13 protein-coding genes are annotated in these 17,721 nt (G+C 69.4%); 7 read left to right on the top strand and 6 right to left on the bottom strand.

Annotation, left to right across the window (positions count from 1 at the left end):
- Positions 1-40 precede the first annotated feature (40 nt).
- Both POL72_RS13830 and POL72_RS13825 read right to left on the bottom strand, forming a co-directional pair.
- On the bottom strand, positions 41-1,318 hold the full coding sequence (locus tag POL72_RS13830) for an FYVE zinc finger domain-containing protein (protein WP_272095663.1): 1,278 nt from the start codon (positions 1,316-1,318) through the stop codon (positions 41-43).
- 430 nt (positions 1,319-1,748) lie between these two features.
- Entirely contained in the window at positions 1,749-2,576 is an 828-nt protein-coding gene (locus POL72_RS13825; RefSeq protein WP_272095662.1) for a hypothetical protein, read from the bottom strand.
- Positions 2,577-3,235: 659 nt separating this feature from the next.
- On the opposite strand from POL72_RS13825, the gene POL72_RS13820 reads away from it, so the two are divergent.
- From POL72_RS13820 to POL72_RS13800, 5 genes are all read left to right on the top strand, one after another.
- Complete coding sequence (locus tag POL72_RS13820; protein ID WP_272095661.1) at positions 3,236-4,465, top strand: efflux RND transporter periplasmic adaptor subunit; 1,230 nt, start codon at positions 3,236-3,238, stop codon at positions 4,463-4,465.
- Entirely contained in the window at positions 4,462-5,160 is a 699-nt protein-coding gene (locus POL72_RS13815) for an ABC transporter ATP-binding protein (RefSeq protein WP_272095660.1), read from the top strand. The genes POL72_RS13820 and POL72_RS13815 overlap by 4 nt, the downstream gene beginning before the upstream one ends.
- Entirely contained in the window at positions 5,157-6,323 is a 1,167-nt protein-coding gene (locus tag POL72_RS13810) for an ABC transporter permease (protein WP_272095659.1), read from the top strand. The genes POL72_RS13815 and POL72_RS13810 overlap by 4 nt, the downstream gene beginning before the upstream one ends.
- Positions 6,324-6,373: 50 nt before the next feature.
- Complete coding sequence (locus tag POL72_RS13805; protein WP_272095658.1) at positions 6,374-7,540, top strand: ABC transporter permease; 1,167 nt, start codon at positions 6,374-6,376, stop codon at positions 7,538-7,540.
- Between the two features lie 148 nt (positions 7,541-7,688).
- Positions 7,689-8,576 (top strand): putative glycoside hydrolase, encoded by an 888-nt coding sequence (locus tag POL72_RS13800; RefSeq protein WP_272095656.1) that lies wholly within the window; start codon positions 7,689-7,691, stop codon positions 8,574-8,576.
- 149 nt (positions 8,577-8,725) lie between these two features.
- On the opposite strand, the gene POL72_RS13795 is transcribed toward POL72_RS13800, so the two are convergent.
- Positions 8,726-9,658, bottom strand: coding sequence for a TetR/AcrR family transcriptional regulator (locus tag POL72_RS13795; RefSeq protein WP_272095654.1), 933 nt, complete (start codon positions 9,656-9,658; stop codon positions 8,726-8,728).
- 125 nt (positions 9,659-9,783) lie between these two features.
- Here POL72_RS13795 and POL72_RS13790 point away from each other — a divergent pair, with 125 nt between their 5' ends.
- Positions 9,784-11,178 carry a monooxygenase gene (locus POL72_RS13790; protein WP_272095653.1) on the top strand — a complete coding sequence of 465 codons (1,395 nt, stop codon included), beginning with the start codon at positions 9,784-9,786 and terminating at the stop codon, positions 11,176-11,178.
- Between the two features lie 134 nt (positions 11,179-11,312).
- Here the strand turns inward: POL72_RS13790 and POL72_RS13785 are convergent, their stop codons facing one another.
- The 3 genes from POL72_RS13785 to POL72_RS13775 form a co-directional block, all read right to left on the bottom strand.
- Positions 11,313-13,121 (bottom strand): FAD-dependent monooxygenase, encoded by a 1,809-nt coding sequence (locus POL72_RS13785; protein ID WP_272095651.1) that lies wholly within the window; start codon positions 13,119-13,121, stop codon positions 11,313-11,315.
- The gene (locus tag POL72_RS13780) at positions 13,118-13,570 is read right to left on the bottom strand and encodes a hypothetical protein (protein WP_272095650.1); all 453 of its coding nucleotides are present in this window, start codon (positions 13,568-13,570) and stop codon (positions 13,118-13,120) included. The genes POL72_RS13785 and POL72_RS13780 overlap by 4 nt, the downstream gene beginning before the upstream one ends.
- 178 nt (positions 13,571-13,748) lie before the next feature.
- Positions 13,749-13,871: an endo-1,4-beta-xylanase gene (locus POL72_RS13775; RefSeq protein ID WP_272095948.1), complete on the bottom strand. Its 123-nt coding sequence runs from the start codon at positions 13,869-13,871 to the stop codon at positions 13,749-13,751.
- A 416-nt stretch (positions 13,872-14,287) separates the two neighbouring features.
- On the opposite strand from POL72_RS13775, the gene POL72_RS13770 reads away from it, so the two are divergent.
- Entirely contained in the window at positions 14,288-17,704 is a 3,417-nt protein-coding gene (locus tag POL72_RS13770) for a Kelch repeat-containing protein (RefSeq protein ID WP_272095649.1), read from the top strand.
- Positions 17,705-17,721 lie beyond the last annotated feature (17 nt).

Raw genomic sequence — 17,721 nt, 5'->3', positions numbered from 1 at the left:
GCCTGGACGGGATCGAACGAGGGAGAGCGCCATCCTGCCATCAGTTGCACGAGTCGCAGACGCGCAGCGCCCCCGTCTCCACCGTGCTGCTCCAAAAGAAGCTCGGCTTCGGGACGGGGCTTGGAAGGATCTTCCGTGCCGTGGAGCAGTCGTCGCAAACGACCTTGCCGCACTTGCGGCAATGGTGGCGACGCAGCGTGAACGAGAAATCACGGTCGCACAGAGGGCACCGCGAGACGAGGTCATCCTCTTGCCAGGTGGGGATCTGCTGAACCACGCGCGACGTTGGAGGGAGCACCGACTTCGACGTCGGGGGCGGGAGCGTGAACGACGGCGTGGTCGTCTTCGGGGGCGTGAGCGGCTGCGCCGTCTTCTGGAGCGTGAGCGGCTGCGGCGTCGTCTGGAGCGTGAGCGGCTGCGGCGTCGAGGTCGTGAGCAGAGGCGTCGTCGTCGAGGTCGTGAGCAGAGGCGTCGTCGTCGAGGTCGTGAGCAGGGGCGTCGTCTTCTGGAACGTGAGCGGCTGCGTCGTTGTGAACGTCGTGCGGGGTCCCGTCTTGGCGAGCCGGAAGATACCATGGCTCGTCTCCTCCAGTCCGTCCGCGATCGATTTGACCTGTGGTATTAATTGCTTGGAACTCTGATGGTGCTTAAGGTTATGTCGAAAAATGCCGCTCACCGGTTCAAACCCGGGCTTTTGCTTGTTCCAGTATTCATAGCTCTCGAGCTCGCATTGAATGAAGATGCCCTCACGTTTGAGCGCCATGTTCCGATCGCGCCGGATCTGGCCGAACGAGAGCATGATGTGTATATCGAGGGTCTTCCTGACCTCATCGAGGAGGACCGCCTCCTCGTGATCCTGGCAGATCTCGATCCCGCACGAGAGCCCACTCCACTCGAAGTGGCCCGTGGTTGTCCCCGGGTTGAACGCGAACTGCGGGGAGTCCTCGGTGCCCGCCTTGCGCTTCTTGTCGTAGCGAAATACGAATTCCTTGCTCGCGACGAGCGTGGACACCGACAGCTTCTTCTTGCCGTCATCGACCCACTGCATGGAGCCGGCCACTACAAGGTATTTTGACGGCAGCTCGTTCGATAGGGATTTCATCTTGCTTCCATAGAACTCCAAATCCTTCGTCGTGTACGGTTCGACATCGTCGTGAAACAGGTAGTCTGGTGCGACGAAGATGAGCTCGTCGTTGACGCCGACGAACCGCTTCTGTGCGACGTCCAACGCGGCAACGAGCTCCTCCCACTTCTGGCCCAGGGAGAGCTTCTGAAGGACTTCGTGCACCGGGTTCCACACGATGATCACAAGGGGCATGGCATCCTCTCGCGGGGAAGGTGGGGGGCGTCGCGTCGGGGCGCCCTCCGGCGCTCACGAAGCGCTTGACCAGGCGGGCCACGGCCAGGACCCGCGCGGCCTTGCCGGCCTCGAGCCGAGAGGGGGGCGCGTGATCTACCAACAAGGGGTCGGACGGGGACATGGCGCCTTCGCCTTACCGCGTGAGAATCCCGGCGTCGATTCCGACCAGCCGGAGGGCAAGACCGTCATTTTCTTCGTCAAGCGGAAGCGCGCCACGACGCAGCCGAGCCGACGCTCGACATGTACATGCCGGACCACCGCGGCACAGGCCTGCTGGTTGCCGACAACGCCTTGCCGGAGGCCTCCAGGGCGCTTCGGCACGCAATCCCTGCTCGCGGGCGATCCACCGCGCGCAAGCCGCGGCTACAGACGAATCGCGCAGCCTGAGCTAGGCCGCCCTCGAGCGATCCACGCGGAGCTCGATCCAGGGCGAGGTCTGCTCGGCCAGGGTGCGGTAGGTGAGCGCCGCGGCGCCGACGAAGAAGAGCGCGAGCGCGGCCGAGCCGATGTCGATGCTCCCGGCCGACTCGACGGTGCCGAGCACGCTCGCGTGGAACGCGCGGAACGGGCCGAGGTGGAGCGCCGCGAGCGCCCCGCCGAGCGCGAGCGCCCAGGCGCGGTGGAACCGCGCGCGCTGGGCGTGGTGGGCGATGACCGTCTCCGAGGCGACGCAGAGGCTGCCGTGCGCAGGCGCCCGGAGCACCCAGGCCCGCGCGGCGTCGCGGTACCCCGAGCCAGCGGCGCTCGCGTCGATCTCGCGGCGCACCGAGCCCGCGATGTAGATCGTGTCGCCGGGGCGGACCTCGGACACGTAGGCGGGCGCGCCGCCGCGCCTCGTCGGGACGAAGGTTGTGTCGAGGCTCAGCCTGCCGCTCGTCGGCTCGACCCGCACCGCGGCGCCCGAGGGGAGCCGGAGCGAGAACGCGCGCGCCCGCGTCTGCCACGCGCTCGGCGCGGCGCTGGCATGGCCGCCGCACGGGATCTCGACAGCGATCACCGGTTCGCCCGGCGCGGCGTCCTCCGCGCTCACCTCGCCGCGCAGGAGCGCAAACCCCTCGCGTATCGCGCCGGGTGATGCCGAAGGGCTCCGCGCATACGCGGCGATCTGCGAGCGCCGCCGGTGGTGGAGGCAGCGCCCGATCGCGATGGCGACCGCGACGCCCAGCACCACCCCGGCGACCCCGTAGACGATGAAAAGGCTCGCGACGAAACCCATCGTCACAGCGTAGACGTGCGGCGTCGGGGCGTCGAGACGCGGTGTTGGTCTCGGGAGCGCCGGGAGAGCATGGCGCCTGTCTCGCACCACAGGCGCACGCACCGATCACCGCGGCGCGCCGCAGCCCGCGTCGGCGCGTACAGCACCGCCGGCGTCAATCCCACCTCGTGTGTGGCGCGCAGTGCACCTCGCGCCTGCTCCGCCGCGTGGGTCTCGGTGATTGGCACTTCGGCCGTTTTGCGACGCTGTCGTTCGCGATCGGTCGCTCGTCATCTTGATTCAAAAAAATGCTTGTAGTTTCGATTGCTTGCAGCGGTTTCCTTCCCCGCGTTCCGCTCCTGCCCCATCGCTGGAACGGTGCGCTGGTGCGCCAGCGAACGGTCGTGAGGCCCGCCGTGCGCTTCGCGTGAGGGCCCGAGCGCCGCCGCGCGCCAGGGAGCGCGCATCCACAGGTGAGGCGCGGCGGGCACAGCCGCCCGGTGCATTGCGGTCTGGACGGGCGAATTGTCACGGCGGGAAGCGATTTCGCTATGACGCAAGCGCCGCTCCAGGGTCGGGCGCGAGGCCGCGTCCTGCGCGTCGGGCGTGGCTGGCGCCGCGCGTTAAAAAGGAACGATAGAAGTTCAACGCGACGCCGGAAGCGTGTTAAGGGAGACGCCGTGTCCGACCAGCTCAGCTCGGATCTCGCATCGCTCCGGATCCAGCGGGACGTCGATCCCGATCGGCGGAGCCCGCTCCGCACCGCCCTCGTCGCCGCGGTCGTGCTCGCGGCCGTCGCCGGCGCCGCCGCGTTCGCCCTGCCCAGGGCGCAGAGCGCGATCTTCAAGACCGAGGTCACCACCACCGAGGTCGCGCTGGTCTCGCCGGCGCAGGCGTCGATCTCCGTGACGTCGACCGGGTATGTGGTCCCGCAGGTCGTGTCCAAGGTCGGCGCCAAGATCCCCGGCCGCATCGCGCGGGTGCACGTCAAGGAAGGCGACGTGGTGAAGCAGGGCGACCTGCTCGTGGAGCTCGAAGACGCCGACCAGAAGAGCCTCGTGGCCGCGGCCCAGGCCAAGGTCGCAGCGGCGCGGGCGCGCGCCGCGGCTTCCCGCGCGAGCATCCTCGAGGTGGAGCAGCAGGTCGCGCGGGAGCGGCTGCTGGTCGAGCGCCAGGTGACCGGCCGCGCGTCGATGGAGGACCTGACCGCGCGCATGCACTCGCTCACCCAGTCGGCGGCGGCGGCCGACGCCGAGGTCAAGGCCACGGCGGCCGACGTCGAGAGCCTCCGGGTCACGCTGGCCGACCGGAGGATCATCGCGCCGATCAACGGCACGATCATGTCGAAGCCGCCCGAGGTCGGGGAGGTCGTCGGCCTCGAGCTGCCGCACTTCGTCGAGATCGCCGACTTCTCGTCGCTCGTCGTCGAGACCGATGTCCCGGAGACGCGCCTCTACCTCGTCGAGCCCGGCAAGCCGTGCGAGGTCGTCCTCGACGCGTATCCCTCGAAGCGCCACCGCTGCACGACGCTCGAGATCGGCAAGCGGGTGAACCGCGCCAAGGCGACCATCCCGGTGAAGGTGAAGTTCGTCGGAGAGCCGAAGGAGGCGCTCCCGGAGATGAGCGCGCGCGTCAGCTTCCTCGCCGAGGCGCTGTCCGAGGAGGCGATGAAGGAGCCGCCGAAGCGCGTCGTGCCCGAGTCCGCGGTGGTCGAGCGGCTCGGCGCCAAGGTGGTGTTCGTTGTCAACGAGGGTCAGGTGAAGATGGTGCCCATCAAGGTGGGCGGCCCCGCGCCCGGCGGGCTCGAGCTGCTCGACGGCCCGGCCCCGGGGGCGCGCCTCGTGGCGAGGCCGGCGGCCGACCTCGCGGACGGTCAGAAGGTCAAAGAGAGGGAAAAGGGGAGCGAATGACCGAGGGGTATCGCGACGGGAAGCCGAAGCCCATTGTCGAGCTGCAGGGGGTCGGCAAGAGCTATTTCCGCGACAAGGAGCCGATCGTGGTGCTCGACAACATCACGCTCGACGTCCCCGAGGGGTCGTACGAGGCGCTGATGGGGCCCTCGGGCTCGGGCAAGTCGACGCTGCTGAACCTGATCGCCGGGCTCGATCGCCCGACGCGCGGCACGGCGCGCGTGGCGGGGCAGGACCTCACGCGGATGAGCGACGGCGAGCTGGCGCGCTTCCGCTCCAGGACGATGGGCTTCATCTTCCAGGCCTACAACCTGATGCCGGTGCTCACCGCGGTCGAGAACGTCGAGCTGCCGCTCCTGCTCACGAACCTCTCGGCGTCCGAGCGGCGGAAGCGCGCGCAGACGGCCCTGCGCGTCGTCGGGCTCGAGGAGCGGATGGGCCACTATCCCCGGCAGCTCTCCGGCGGCCAGGAGCAGCGGGTCGCGATCGCGCGGGCGATCGTGAACGACCCGACGATCATCGTGGCGGACGAGCCGACCGGCGATCTCGATCGCAAGAGCGCCGACGAGATCCTTGCCCTCCTGGAGAAGCTCAACAAGGAGTTCAAGAAGACCATCCTGATGGTCACGCACGACCCGCAGGCCGCCGAGCGCGCCACGGTGACGCGCCGGCTCGACAAGGGGAACCTGTCATGAACCTCGTCTCCGTCGCCGCCAGGAACGTCCTTCGCAACAAGTTCAGGACGCTGCTGACCGTGATCGGCGCGGCGGTGGCGGTGCTCGCGTTCGTGCTCCTCCGGACGGTGCTCTCGGCGTGGAACGTCGCCGCCGACTACGCCGCGAAGGACCGGATCGCGACGCGGCACAAGATCTCGTTCATCCTCCCGTTGCCGAAGCGCTACATGGACACCGTCCGCGAGGTCCCCGGCGTGACGGAGGGGTCCTTCATGAGCTGGTTCGGCGCCAAGGACCCGCGCGACGCCAACAATTTCTTCGCCTCGATGGCCGTCGAGTCGAAGACCTTCTTCAAGGTCTACGACGAGATGGTCGTCTCGCCCGAGGACATGGAGCGGTGGCTGGGCGACAGGAAGGGCGCCATCGTGGGCGACGTCCTCGCGACCCGGCTCAAGGTGAAGCCGGGCGACACGGTGACGCTGGAGGGGACGATCTACCCCGGAAACTGGCAGTTCAACGTCTCGGGGATCTACACGGCCACGCGCAAGTCGATCGACAGGTCGCAGTTCATCTTTCACTACGACTACCTGAACGAGTCGCTCCCCGAGCGGCAGCGCGACCAGATCGGCTGGATGACCGCCCGGATCGACGACCCGTCGCGGAGCGCGGACATCAGCGCGGCGATCGACAAGATCTTCGACGAGAAGGACGTCCAGACGGCGACGATGAGCGAGCGGGCGATGAACCTCTCGTTCATGGCGATGATGTCGGCCGTGCTGACGGCGCTCAACGTCGTGTCCATCATCATCCTTCTCATCATGATGATGATCCTCGGCAACACGATCGCCATGGGCGTCCGGGAGCGGTCGCGGGAGTACGGCGTGCTGCGCGCGCTCGGGTTCGAGCCGAAGCACGTGAGGATCTTCATCATCGGCGAGGCCGCGACCATCGGGCTGCTCGCGGGGTTCATCGGGCTCGTCATCTCGTATCCGATCGTCGAGCTCGGGCTGGGCCGATGGCTGGAGGAGAACATGGGCTCCATGTTCCCTTACTTCCGGATCGAGCCTGCGACGATGGTCATGGCGGTGCTGCTCTCGATGGGGCTGTCGCTCGCCGCGTCGCTCCTCCCGGCGCACAACGCCTCGAAACTCTCGGTCACCGACGCGCTCCGGCGCGTGGCGTGAGCGACCCACGCAGCCTGTCTTCGACACCCTGAAAGCGGGAGAGAGCGCTCATGATCCCCGTCGCCTACAACGTTCGAAATCTGGTGGTGCGCAAGACGACGACCCTCGCGACGGCGTCCGGGCTCGGCCTCGTTGTGTTCGTGTTCGCGTCGGTGCTGATGCTCGCGAACAGCGTGGAGCGCACCCTGGGGCGCACCGCGCGGGACGACGTCGCGATCGTGATGCGGAAGGGCTCCGACGCCGAGATGGTGAGCAGCATCGAGGAGCAGCAGATCGGCGTGATCCTCGCGAGCGCCGAGGTCGCGAAGCGGCAGGACGGCAAGCCGGACGGGGTGGGGGAGGTGATCGCGGTCATCCTCCTCGAGAAGCTCGGCACGGACGGCATCTCCAACGTCCAGGTGCGCGGGGTGCCCGACGACGTGCTCGCGTTCCGCCCGCAGGTGAAGATCATCGAGGGCCGGCCGGCGCAGCCGGGCACGGACGAGGTGATCGTGGGCAAGGCGATCAGCGGCCGCTTCAAGGGCCTGTCGATCGGCGAGTCGTTCGAGCTGCGAAAGAACCGGCCGGTGAAGGTCGTTGGGGTGTTCGAGGACGGCGGCTCCTCGTCGGAGTCCGAGGTCTGGGCCGACCTGCACACGACGCGCTCGGCGTTCGGCCGCGAGGGGAGCGTCTCCGCGGTGCGGGCGCGGCTCACCTCGGCCAGCAAGTTCGACGCGTTCGAGGCGTCGATCGAGCAGAACCGGAACCTCGGGCTCGAGGTGATGCGCGAGAGCGTCTATTACGAGAAGCAGTCCGAGGGGACGAGCATCTTCATCAAGGTGATGGGCGTGCTCATCGCTGTGTTCTTCTCGATCGGCGCCATGATCGGCGCGATGATCACGATGCACTCGTCGATCGCCAACCGGCAGCGCGAGATAGGCACGCTGCGGGCGCTCGGCTTCTCGCGGTTCAGCATCCTCCTGTCGTTCCTCATCGAGTCGGTCCTCCTCGCGCTGGCGGGCGGGGCGCTCGGCGTGCTCGCCGCGCTCGGCATGAGGTTCGTGCGCTTCTCGACCGTCAATTTCGCGAGCTGGTCGGAGGTCGTGTTCACGTTCGAGCCGACGCCCGGGATCCTGGTGACGTCGGTGGCGATCGCGGCGGTGATGGGCCTGCTCGGCGGGTTTTTCCCGGCGCTCCGCGCTGCGCGGATCAGCCCGATCCAGGCGATGCGGGGGTGACCCGGGTGAGGGGGGCGGCCGGGGGGCTCGCGAGAATTCCGGTGTGAAGGCGCAGTGCCGGGAAGTCGCGTAGGGCTCTCGCGGTGTTCCGGCGCGCACGGCGCTCCCTTGGCCGGGGACGTGCTCTCCCCTCGGCGGGGGGAACAGCATGCCCACGATCACCAAGGCGGTTTACGTGAGCTTCGCGGCGGGGAGGAGCGTGGACCGGCTGAATCGGCTCTCCTCCCTGGTCCAGCGGACAGAGCTGAACTCCCTGGTGATCGATATCCGATCGGAGGAGGGCGCGCTCCTCTTCGAGCGGGACGAGGTGACAAGGGTCCAGCTGGGCGCCCTGCGCGACGCCGGCATCTACCTCATCGCCCGGCTCGTCGCGTTCAAGGGCGGCCCGCGGGGCTGGCACGACCCCGGGTCGCAGCCGCGATGGCGGGAGATCGCGGAGATCTCGCTCCGCGCGTACGACGTCGGCTTCGACGAGGTAAACTACGATTACGTGCGCTACGGCGCGGCGCGCGAGCCGCGGTCGCGGACGCCGATCGAGGAGAGGGCGCCGACGATCCGCGCTTTCTTCGAGTTTCTCCGCGCGGAGGTCGGCAATGCGGCGTCTCGCCCGATCTCCGCGGATGTCTTCGGGTTCACGCTGCTCGGGCCGCAGGACGGGATAGGCCAGCGGCTGGAGGACGCCGTGGAGCTCTTCGACTACGTGATGCCGATGCCGTACCCGTCGCACTGGGGCCCTGGCAGCTTCGGGTTCGCGAACCCTGCGCATCACCCCTACGAGATCCTGCACGCGTCGCTCTCGGCCGGCTGGCGCAGGGTAGCGGCGCTGCCCGGGCGCATCGGGGTGCTGCGCAGCTGGATCCAGGCGTTCGATCTGGACAGCTCGCGCCCCATGCAGCGCTACGAGTACACGCCGTGGCACATCCGGGAGCAGATCCGAGCGATCGACGACGCCGGCTGCGCGGGCTACGCGGCCTGGAACCCCCGCAGCCATTACGACGAGAGCGCGTTCGTCGGCGCGCCGCCGGACACGGTGTGAGAGCGCGGCCGCGACCGCTCTCGCCACGCCCGCAGCGGGGCCATCCGGCGGCTTTGCCGCGGCGAGAGCGCTTGCCATGCCGCGCTGCTGCCCGCACGCCGCCGCCTGACCGGACGGGCTAGTACCGCGGGTCAGAAATCCCGCCGCGATCACCGCCCGTCGGACGCGTTGCGCGCCCGGTAAGCGCGCTGCTGGCACGCCCGCGAGCAGTAAGCCCGCGGCCGCCCCGTGGCAGGCTGGGCGATCTCGCGGCCGCACTGCGCGCACGTCGGCCCCTCGTCACGCCGGGGGGCGTCGCCGGGAGTTTCGTCACCAGCGCGCGCCGGGGGTCGTGACGTTTCGGGACTTTCGTCACACTGACCGGAGCGCGACCGGACGAGCGCCTCGATGCCGTCGAGCACGCGCTGGAGGCCGAACAGGAACACGTCCTCCGTGAACGGGTGGTCGTCGAACGCGCCCGAGCGCATCAGCTTCGCCATCGTCGGGTGGCGCCCCGGGTCGAAGAGCTTGTCCCAGAAGTACGCGCGCTCGGACCACCACTGCTCGTCGGTGACGCCGGTCTCCTGCTCGGCCTCGACCGCGTCCACCGAGAGCCTCGCCGCGCCTCGGACGTACCCGTCAACGAGGTGGACGGCGGAGAGCACCTCGCGGGGGGTGAGGCCGATCCCGCAGACCGCGCGGAGCTCCGCGTCGTACGCCGCCATCCCGTTCGGCCCCATCACGGGGCGCACCGGCGTCACGTGCAAGAACCACGGGTGGCGGTGGTAGAGCGCCCAGTCGGCGAGCGCCGCCGCCTCGAGCTTGGCCCGCCATCCCCCGGGGACGCTGTCCACGAGGGGCAGCTCCCCCGCCGCGGTGTCCAGCATGAGATCCAGGAGCTCGGCCTTGCCCGGCACGTACCTGTACAGCGACATCGTGGTGAACCCGAGCTTCCCGGCGACCCGCTGCATCGAGAGCGCCGAGAGCCCCTCGCCGTCGGCGAGCTCGATCGCGGCCCGCACGATCTGATCGAGGCTCAGGCCGGGCCTGGGCCCCCGGCTCGGCCGCTTCCTGACCCCCCAGAGGAGCTCGAGGCTGCGCACGGCGTCGCCGCCTCCGCTGTACTCCGTCGCAGTTTTTCGCCGTCTCTTGGGTTTGACAGCCATCCTTCAACTGCGTATACCACACACAGTACAGTGTACGTCGTAAACAGTTGCTGGAGGTCCGCTTGAAACAGCACGACGAGAGGCCATCGAGGCGAACGACGCGAACGACGATCCTGCTCCTCCACGCGCGCGGCCTCGCCGCCTCCGTGCCGCTCCTCGCGCTTTCCCTCGGATGCGCGGCGCAGGAGGCGGAGACGGAGCAGGAGCCGACGTTCTGGCAGGACGTCGCGCCGATAACGGCGTCCAAGTGCACCGCGTGTCATCAGGAGGGCGGGCTCGCGCCCTTCCGCCTCGACGACTACATCTCGGCGAAGGCGCGCGCCGGCGCGATCGACGACGCGGTGCGGGGCGGCCATATGCCCCCTTTCCTTGTGAAGCACGACGGCTCGTGCGGCGACTTCAAGGACGACGAGACGCTCACCGCCGAGGAGCTCGACGTCATCCATCGCTGGGCGACAGGGGCGCGCGCCGAGGGCGATCGCGCGGGCGCGCCGCCCACCCCGCCCGTGCCCACGCTCGAGGGCGGGGTCGACTACATGACGCCGCCGATCACCCCCGTGGTCGACCCCGCCGATCCCCTCGCGGCCCACGACGAGTGGAGGTGCTTCCCCGTGGACCCGGGCCTCGACGCGGACCGCTTCATCACCGGATATCAGGTGACGCCCGGGGTCCGGTCCATCGTTCATCACGTCACGGTCTATCGGGTGACCCCCTCGGAGGCGTCGCTGGCGGAGGGCAAGACGAACCAGGACGTGATGACGGAGCTCGACGATGCCTCGCCGGACCGGCCCGGCTGGGAGTGCTTCGGCGGACCGGCCGACGAGCTGCCGTTCCAGCCGCTGTTCGCCTGGGCGCCCGGGCAGGATGTTGTCGAGTTCCCCGGCGGCACCGGGGCGCCGGTCTCCGCGAAGGACGTCTTCGTCGTCCAGGTGCATTACAACATCCATGACGACCACGCGGGCGCCTCCGCCGAGGACTCGACGCGCCTCCGGCTCCGCTACGAGGACACCGTGGAGCGGCGCGCCGTGTTCGTCGGGGACGACGGCTTCATGACGACCCTCTTCGAGCCGGACGGCCCGGACACGCTGCCGCCCGGCCAGCAGGACGCCGCCTACACATGGCGCAGGACGCGGGCGGAGCTCGCGCTCGACCCGGCGCTGCCCTCGATCGAGGTTCTCGGCGTGATGCCGCACATGCACGAGCGCGGGCGCACCTTCGACCTGCGCGTGGGGTCGGGGACGCAGGAAAGCTGCATCGCGCGCGTGGACGACTGGGACGTCCACTGGCAGGGCGTCTATTGGTATCGCATGCGGCCGCTGCTCGACCCGAGCTCCTCGCTCGAGGTGACATGCACCTTCGACACGCGCGACGCCGAGGCCCCGGTGCTGCCGGGGTGGGGCACGCAGAACGAGATGTGCAACCTGAACCTCCTGGTCGCGCTGCCGATGACACAGTGACGTCGCGACCGCCCCTCGCCCGCGGTCTCCCGGAGGAGCGCAGGGCGCCACGACGCCCGTTTCCTTTCTGCGGCTTTGCGTCCTTGCGTTGAAATCTCTCGCCGGATCCCTGGCAGGACGCCTGGTGGGTGGAACTAGACCCCGTAGACTTGCTCCACGATCGACGCGATGAGCTCCACGGATAACGTCACGCCGCGCTGCTGGCGCCACGCGACATGCCCGTCCGGTCGGATCAGGAGCGCGCCGTCCTGCTCGATCTGCGCGAGCGCGTGCACCGCGGCCCGGTGGCAGGCAGGGATGTCGGCCGAGCCCAGCCTGAACAGCCGGACGCCGTGGCGCGCCTCGACATGCTCGAGCGCCTCGAGGTCCGCGGGCAGCGCCTCGACGGCCGCGCCGAGCAGCAGGATCGAAGCGCCGTAGTCGATCATGGAGCGGCTGCCGCGCTGTCTCCTGTTGCCGTCCAGCCAGAAATGCGGGAATCGCGCGCCCGGCCGCGTCGACGGGATGTACGAGGACACCCGGTCGTCGACCTCAGGCGGCCTCGTGCCGTCGCCGAGCAGCGCGCCCTCTTCGTACGTGTAGCCAAGGTCGAGCCCTATCCGGTCGAAATGCGACCTCTGCTGCGCGATGGCCGCGAGGACGCGCTCTCTCACCGAGGGATCGCGGTGGTACCGCGAGAGGATGCTCTCTCCGTAGTGATGCACCTGCCGCTCGGTCCAGGCGCGGAGCGGGGCCGGCAGCGCGCGCATCGTGGAGCTCGCCAGCTTCTCGTTGACCCACTGAGCTTCCTCGACCTCGATCCCGAAGGCCTCCGCGACCTCGCTCATCCTCTCGAAGTTGAGCCGGCTCTCGTCGCAGTTCGTCTCGATGACAGGGCGGCGCTCGGCCTCGTAGCTGTCGAGCAGGCCGGGCGCTGCCCGCCGCTCGATCACCATCGCGAGCTTCCAGGCCAGGTTGTGCGCGTCGCCGATGCCGGAGTTCATGCCGAGCCCGCCCGTGGGCGGGAAGCGATGTGCGGCGTCGCCGACCAGGAAGACGCGCCCGCTGCGGAAGCGCTCCGCCACCTGCGCCGTCATGCGCCAGTGGCTCATCGATGTGATCTCGATATCCACGTCGTCCCGCCCGAGCGCCGCCTTGATCTTCTTCTGCATCACCTCGGGCGTATACTCCTCGATCTTCTCGTGCGGCGTCGCCACGGGGAGGTGAAAGACCCAGCGCTTCTCGACGTGGTGGGCGATGAACACGCTGCCCGGCGCCTTGGGGGAGAAGATGAAGTAGAGCTTGCCCCGGGTGCGGACCACGCGGCGCAGATCTGCCTGAAAATAGGCGTTGACGACGTCGAGCAGCTTGTCCGGGCCCTTCATCTCGATCCCGAGGGCCTTGCGGCTCCGGCTCCCGGCGCCGTCGGAGCAGATGACGTACTGGCTCCGGACCGCGAAGGTCTCACCCGTCGTCCTGTTCGTGATCCGGCTGGTGACGCCCTCCGCGTCCTGCTCGAAGGACTCCCACTGGTGGTGATGGAGCGCCTGGATCCGCGGCGAGGCCGAGACCCGCTCGCGGAGGAGCTTCTCCAGCTCGACCTGCGAGAGGTTGAGGTAGGGCATGGGCGCCTCGAGGTGCTCTCGGTACTTGCGCCCGATGCCGTTGGCTCGCAGATCGATGCAGCCGAACTCCTCACCGATCGTGCCGCAGAACAGGATCTTGGCGGCGTCCTCCTCCGGCGACGCCTCCGCGGACAGCTCGCCATGAGCGAGCCCCAGCTCGTGGAGGATCTCGATCGAGCGCGCCGAGAGCTCGTGGGCCTTCGGGTGATTCTCAAGGCCCGGCCGGCGCTCGATGAGCACACAGTCGACGCCGCGCCTGGCGAGGCAGAGCGCGCTCACCATCCCTGAAGGGCCAGCGCCGATGATGAGGACGGGAGCAGAGACGGTGTGATGGCTCATGTGGCAGCCCCTTTCTTGTGACACAGGGAGACGCCGGCGAAGAGCAGCGCCGCGGACGTGCCGAGGTGCAGCATGTTCGGCGGAAGGAAGCCGAGGAGGACCCGGCCACCGGCGTCGAACTCGGCGCCGGCGGCGCTCTTGAAGACGGCGGCCAGGATGAACCCGCCGATGTGGAGGGCGCCCAGGAACGCGCCTGTCCGGACACGCTCCACGGTGCGCGGCGTGGCCGTCCAGAAGAGGTAGATGGAAGCGACCGCGCCGAGGGCCCCGGCGCTGATCTGCCAGAGCAGGTGGAACCTCGCGTGTCCGGGCCAGTCAGGGTTCCGGAGGTGATGCGGATCGAGGATGTCGATCAGCCCGGTCAACAGGCCGTAAGCGACGGCCGACAGGATGCAGAGGGCCTTGCCCGCGGCCCACGCCGTGGAAGATGGCGCGCGTTCGGAGCTCATGGCAGAGGGATAAAGCACGGGAATCACGTGCACAATGGCCATGAGTGGCCATGGGGTGGCCGGAAATGGCCACGCCCGTGGGAGGCGGGAGGCTCAGATCATCGCCGGTGTTGCGCGTTCCGCGCGCGTCGCGGCGAGCGTGAGCCGGGCACGCTGGCCCGACTGGCGTTCATGATCCTCAGAAGCCCACCACGGCGTCGTAGGCGGGCTTGGGGTTGTGGTTGATATCGAAGAGCAGGGGGAAGTCCTTGCGCCCCGAGCTGAACTCCGACAACCAGGTGTTGTCGTCACAATATCCGATCCGTGCCGGCGACAGCGAGTCAGGGCGTCCAGCGCACGTTGTTGGGTAAGACTACTTGCAAAGTGTCTCGATGGGGGTGTTCTTTTCTCCTTCCGCACGCGGGTGAGCCCCGGCCTGCGACGTCGCTGAGCAGGGGGCACCGGTCCTGCGTGGCGCGGTGAATGGGGTCGCCGCTGGCCGCATCCAAGCGGAGACCGAGCGAGCGTCGGCAGCCAGGAGGCCGCCTCGCGTCTCGCTTCGGGGAGGTCGCACGGCTCATGCCGACGTCTCGCTCGATGAGCTGCCTCGGAGGGGAGGGCCCGGTGATCTGGCCGGCCGGTACGAGCGCGAGCACCAGGGAAAGGAAGGATATGGGCACAAAGGCGATTCATGGCCATTCGTGGCGTCTTGCTGCATGGTGTTTTGCGCGATGGGGGGTGCTGCTCTTGCTCATCGGCCTGCCGTGCGGGCTCGGATGTGCGGCGCCTGCGGGTGAAGCGCTCGACGTCGAGGCGCTGGAGGCGCAGTTCGAGGAGCGCGCCCGGGCCGTGCTCCGCGGCGGCGACGCGCTCCGGCCCGCCGCGGGGGGCTTCGAGCTCGCGCCGAGCCCGTCGCGAGGTGGCCTCTCGCTCGCGTTCCCCTCGGACGGGAGCGGCGCCGTGCGGTTCGGCCTGCCGGACGGGCTAGGCATCGACGTGCGCGAGGTCGGAGTGCGCGGTGAAGGCCAGAAGGCCGGCGCCGCCCTCGCGTACCCTCGCGCGGGTGGTTTTGCGCTCTGGACTGCGCAGCGACACGGCGTGGAAGAATGGCTCTGGTTCCCCGAGGGGGCGCCGGCCGGAGAGCCGCTCGCCTCGTGGCAGGTCGAAGGGGCGCGCCTCCAGCGCCGCGGCGCGAACGTGGAGGTCCTCGACGCGGCAGGGGAGGCGAGGATCATCGTGTCGGCTCCCGAAGCCTATGCTTCGCCGCTCGGGCGCATCGCGACCCGGCTGGACGTGCAAGGCGATGTGATCTCGCTCTGGGTCGAGGAGACAGGCATGCCGCTCCTCGTCGACCCGGCGTGGACCGTCACGGCCGCACCCGAGGCGACGCTCCGCGAGGTGCACACGGCGACCTCGCTCGCGGACGGCAGGGTGCTCATCGCGGGCGGATACAAGCAGGATACTGACTTCACGCTGTTCCCGGTCGCCACCGCGGCCATCTACGATCCCGTGCTCGACGCCTGGGTGCCTGCTGCTCCGATGAACGAGCCGCGGGGGGCTCACCAGGCGACCTTGCTCGCTGACGGCAGGGTGCTCGTCACGGGTGGCGGCGGGTCGCTCGGCACGGGTGTCGGCACGGCGGAACTCTATGATCCAACGACCGACACGTGGACCTTCGCCGCACCCATGACCTCGGCGCGGGGGGGGCACACCGCGACGGTGCTCGACGACGGGCGGGTGCTCGTCGCCGGGGGCCTCGCGGCGGCCACCGCCGAGATCTACGATCCCACGACGGGCGGCTGGTCGCCGACGCCCGCGATGGCCATCGCGCGCAACGACCACGCGGCGACGCGTCTGCTGGACGGCCGCGTGCTGGTCACGGGAGGCAGGACCGCGACGAGCAACACCTCCTCCAGCGTCGAGATCTACGACCCCACCACCGGCGCGTGGACCCCGGGGCCGAGCATGCTTCAAGCCAGATCCGGTCATACGGCGACCTTGCTGGAAGACGGCGACGTGCTTGTGGTGTCCAGCTGGGGGGTCGCGACCGAGGTCTACGATCCCGACACCAATGAATGGACGCCCGCGGGCTCGCTGAGCGTGCCGCGCGACAGGCACACGGCGACGCGCCTGTGCGATGGGCGGGTCGTCGTCTCGGGCATGGGATCGAACCTTCACATCGCCTACCCGGTCGAGGTCTACGATCCGAGCACGCGAACGTTCTCGTCAGGTCCCGTGAACGACGGGGCCCGCCGCGCAGGTACGGCGACCCTGCTTCCGGATGGCAAGGTCCTTTTCGTCGGTGGCCTGCGCCATCCGGGCGCCGAGATCTATGATCCCTCGGCCGCCCCCGCAGGGACGCCGATTGGACCGGTGCACACGCCGCGGAACTTCGCAAAGGCAGTGGAGCTCCCGGACGGAAAGATCCTGATCGCGGGCGGCATCGGCCCGATTGCGGTCAACGAGCTTTACGACCCCTCGAGCATGACGCTCTCCACGGCGGCTCCCTTGAACTTCGCGCGGTCTTCTCCCGATCTGACACGCCTCGCCGACGGCAGGGTGCTCATCAGCGGCGGTATCCCGAACGACTCTCCAGCGCTGGAGTTGAACAACGAGATCTACGATCCGGCGGCGAATGTCTGGACGCTGACCGCGCCGGACAGCGTGTGGCGATCCAAACACACGGCGACCTTGCTCGGGAGCGGCGAGGTGCTCATCGCGGGAGGTGAGATGTTTTTTGACCCCCTCGACCCGTACACCATCGACAGGATCCGATCGGCCGCGCTGTACCGGCCGGCCGACGACACCTGGGTCCCTGTGGCGCGGATGAACGTCGGGCGCGCGGAGCACGCGGCGACGCTGCTGCAAGACGGCAGGGTGCTGGTCGTCGGCGGGCGCAACGGACTCGAAGACAGCACGGGCCCCTCGACCGCGGTAGCGCTCGCCAGCGCCGAGATCTACGATCCAGCGACCCATACCTGGTCGCTGGCGGCACCCATGGGGACGCCTCGGAGCCACCCTGCGGCGACGCGGCTCCTGGACGGCCGCGTGCTCGTCGTCGATACGACGGCGGAGGTCTACGACCCGGCGACGAACGTCTGGACTCCCACGGGGCCGATGTTGATTGGGTCGGGCGTGAACAACTCGGCCCTGCTGTTGTCGACGGGCGAGGTGCTCGCCATCGGCGGGACGGTCGCGCAGATCTATCGTCCTTCGACGAACTCCTGGACACCCGCCCCATCCACCGTGATGTCCCACCTCGCTCATGTGACCGCGCTGCTTCCGGGCGACCAGGTCCTCGTCGTGGACGGGAAGAAGGATGCGGAGCTGTACGACCCCCATCCGCGGAGCGCCGGGGACAATGGCTGCGGCCCGGGTGGAGACAGCGGCGTTGGCGGCGGAGACGGCGGCGCTGGCGGCGGAGACGGCGGTGCGGGCGGCGCTGGTAGCGGAAGCGGCGGCGTGGGCGCTGCTGGTGGCGTGGGCGGCGCTGGTGATGCTGGTGGCGTCGGCGCCGCTGGTGGCATTGGTGCCGCTGGTGGCGGAGACGGCGGCGCTGGCGGTGTGGGCGGTGCTGGCGATGCGGGTGGCGCTGGCGGCCTGGGCGGTGCTGGCACCGCTGGCGGCGTTGGCGACGCGGGTGGCGCCGGCGGTGTGGGCGGTGCTGGCACCGCTGGTGGCGTTGGCGACGCGGGTGGCGCTGGCGGTGTGGGCGGTGCTGGTGGCGCCGGCGACGCGGGTGGCGCTGGCGGTACTGGCGGCTCTGGCGGCGGCGACAGCGCCGTGGGCGGCGCTGGTGGCGTGGGCGGCGCCGGCGGCGGCGAAATGAGCTCGTCCGTTGGCTCGGCGGGCGGAACCTCGACGGGCACAGCCGGCGGAGACGGCGGGAACGGTGCAGGAGGCTCCGGCGGCCCAGGGGCAGCCACCGCATCGAGCAGCGCTGTGGGGGCCGGACCCGATGAAAACACGGGGTCATCGAGCTCATCGACCGGCCCCGGAGAGGGATCGCCGAGGGACCACGGCTGCACCATGGGGCCAGCGGCGTCAGGTAGCGGAACCATGGCCTTCTATCTCGCCGTCGCCGGAGCCGCGCTTCAGCGTCGACTCTCGCGGTCGCGGGTCGGCGGCCGCTCCAGCCGCGCTCGTCCTCGGTAGTCCGTCTCCCTGCTTTC

Source organism: Sorangium aterium (assembly GCF_028368935.1).
Lineage (GTDB): Bacteria > Myxococcota_A > Polyangia > Polyangiales > Polyangiaceae > Sorangium > Sorangium atrum.
This window is presented reverse-complemented; position numbering and strand designations above follow the sequence as displayed.

Bases quoted from the DNA above. Each gene is read 5' to 3' on its own strand.
- POL72_RS13825 (WP_272095662.1), bottom strand. From the start codon at position 2,576: ATGGGTTTCGTCGCGAGCCTTTTCATCGTCTACGGGGTCGCCGGGGTG.
- POL72_RS13780 (WP_272095650.1), bottom strand. From the start codon at position 13,570: ATGAGCTCCGAACGCGCGCCATCTTCCACGGCGTGGGCCGCGGGCAAG.
- POL72_RS13815 (WP_272095660.1), top strand. From the start codon at position 4,462: ATGACCGAGGGGTATCGCGACGGGAAGCCGAAGCCCATTGTCGAGCTG.
- POL72_RS13785 (WP_272095651.1), bottom strand. From the start codon at position 13,121: ATGAGCCATCACACCGTCTCTGCTCCCGTCCTCATCATCGGCGCTGGC.
- POL72_RS13830 (WP_272095663.1), bottom strand. From the start codon at position 1,318: ATGCCCCTTGTGATCATCGTGTGGAACCCGGTGCACGAAGTCCTTCAG.
- POL72_RS13810 (WP_272095659.1), top strand. From the start codon at position 5,157: ATGAACCTCGTCTCCGTCGCCGCCAGGAACGTCCTTCGCAACAAGTTC.
- POL72_RS13800 (WP_272095656.1), top strand. From the start codon at position 7,689: ATGCCCACGATCACCAAGGCGGTTTACGTGAGCTTCGCGGCGGGGAGG.
- POL72_RS13805 (WP_272095658.1), top strand. From the start codon at position 6,374: ATGATCCCCGTCGCCTACAACGTTCGAAATCTGGTGGTGCGCAAGACG.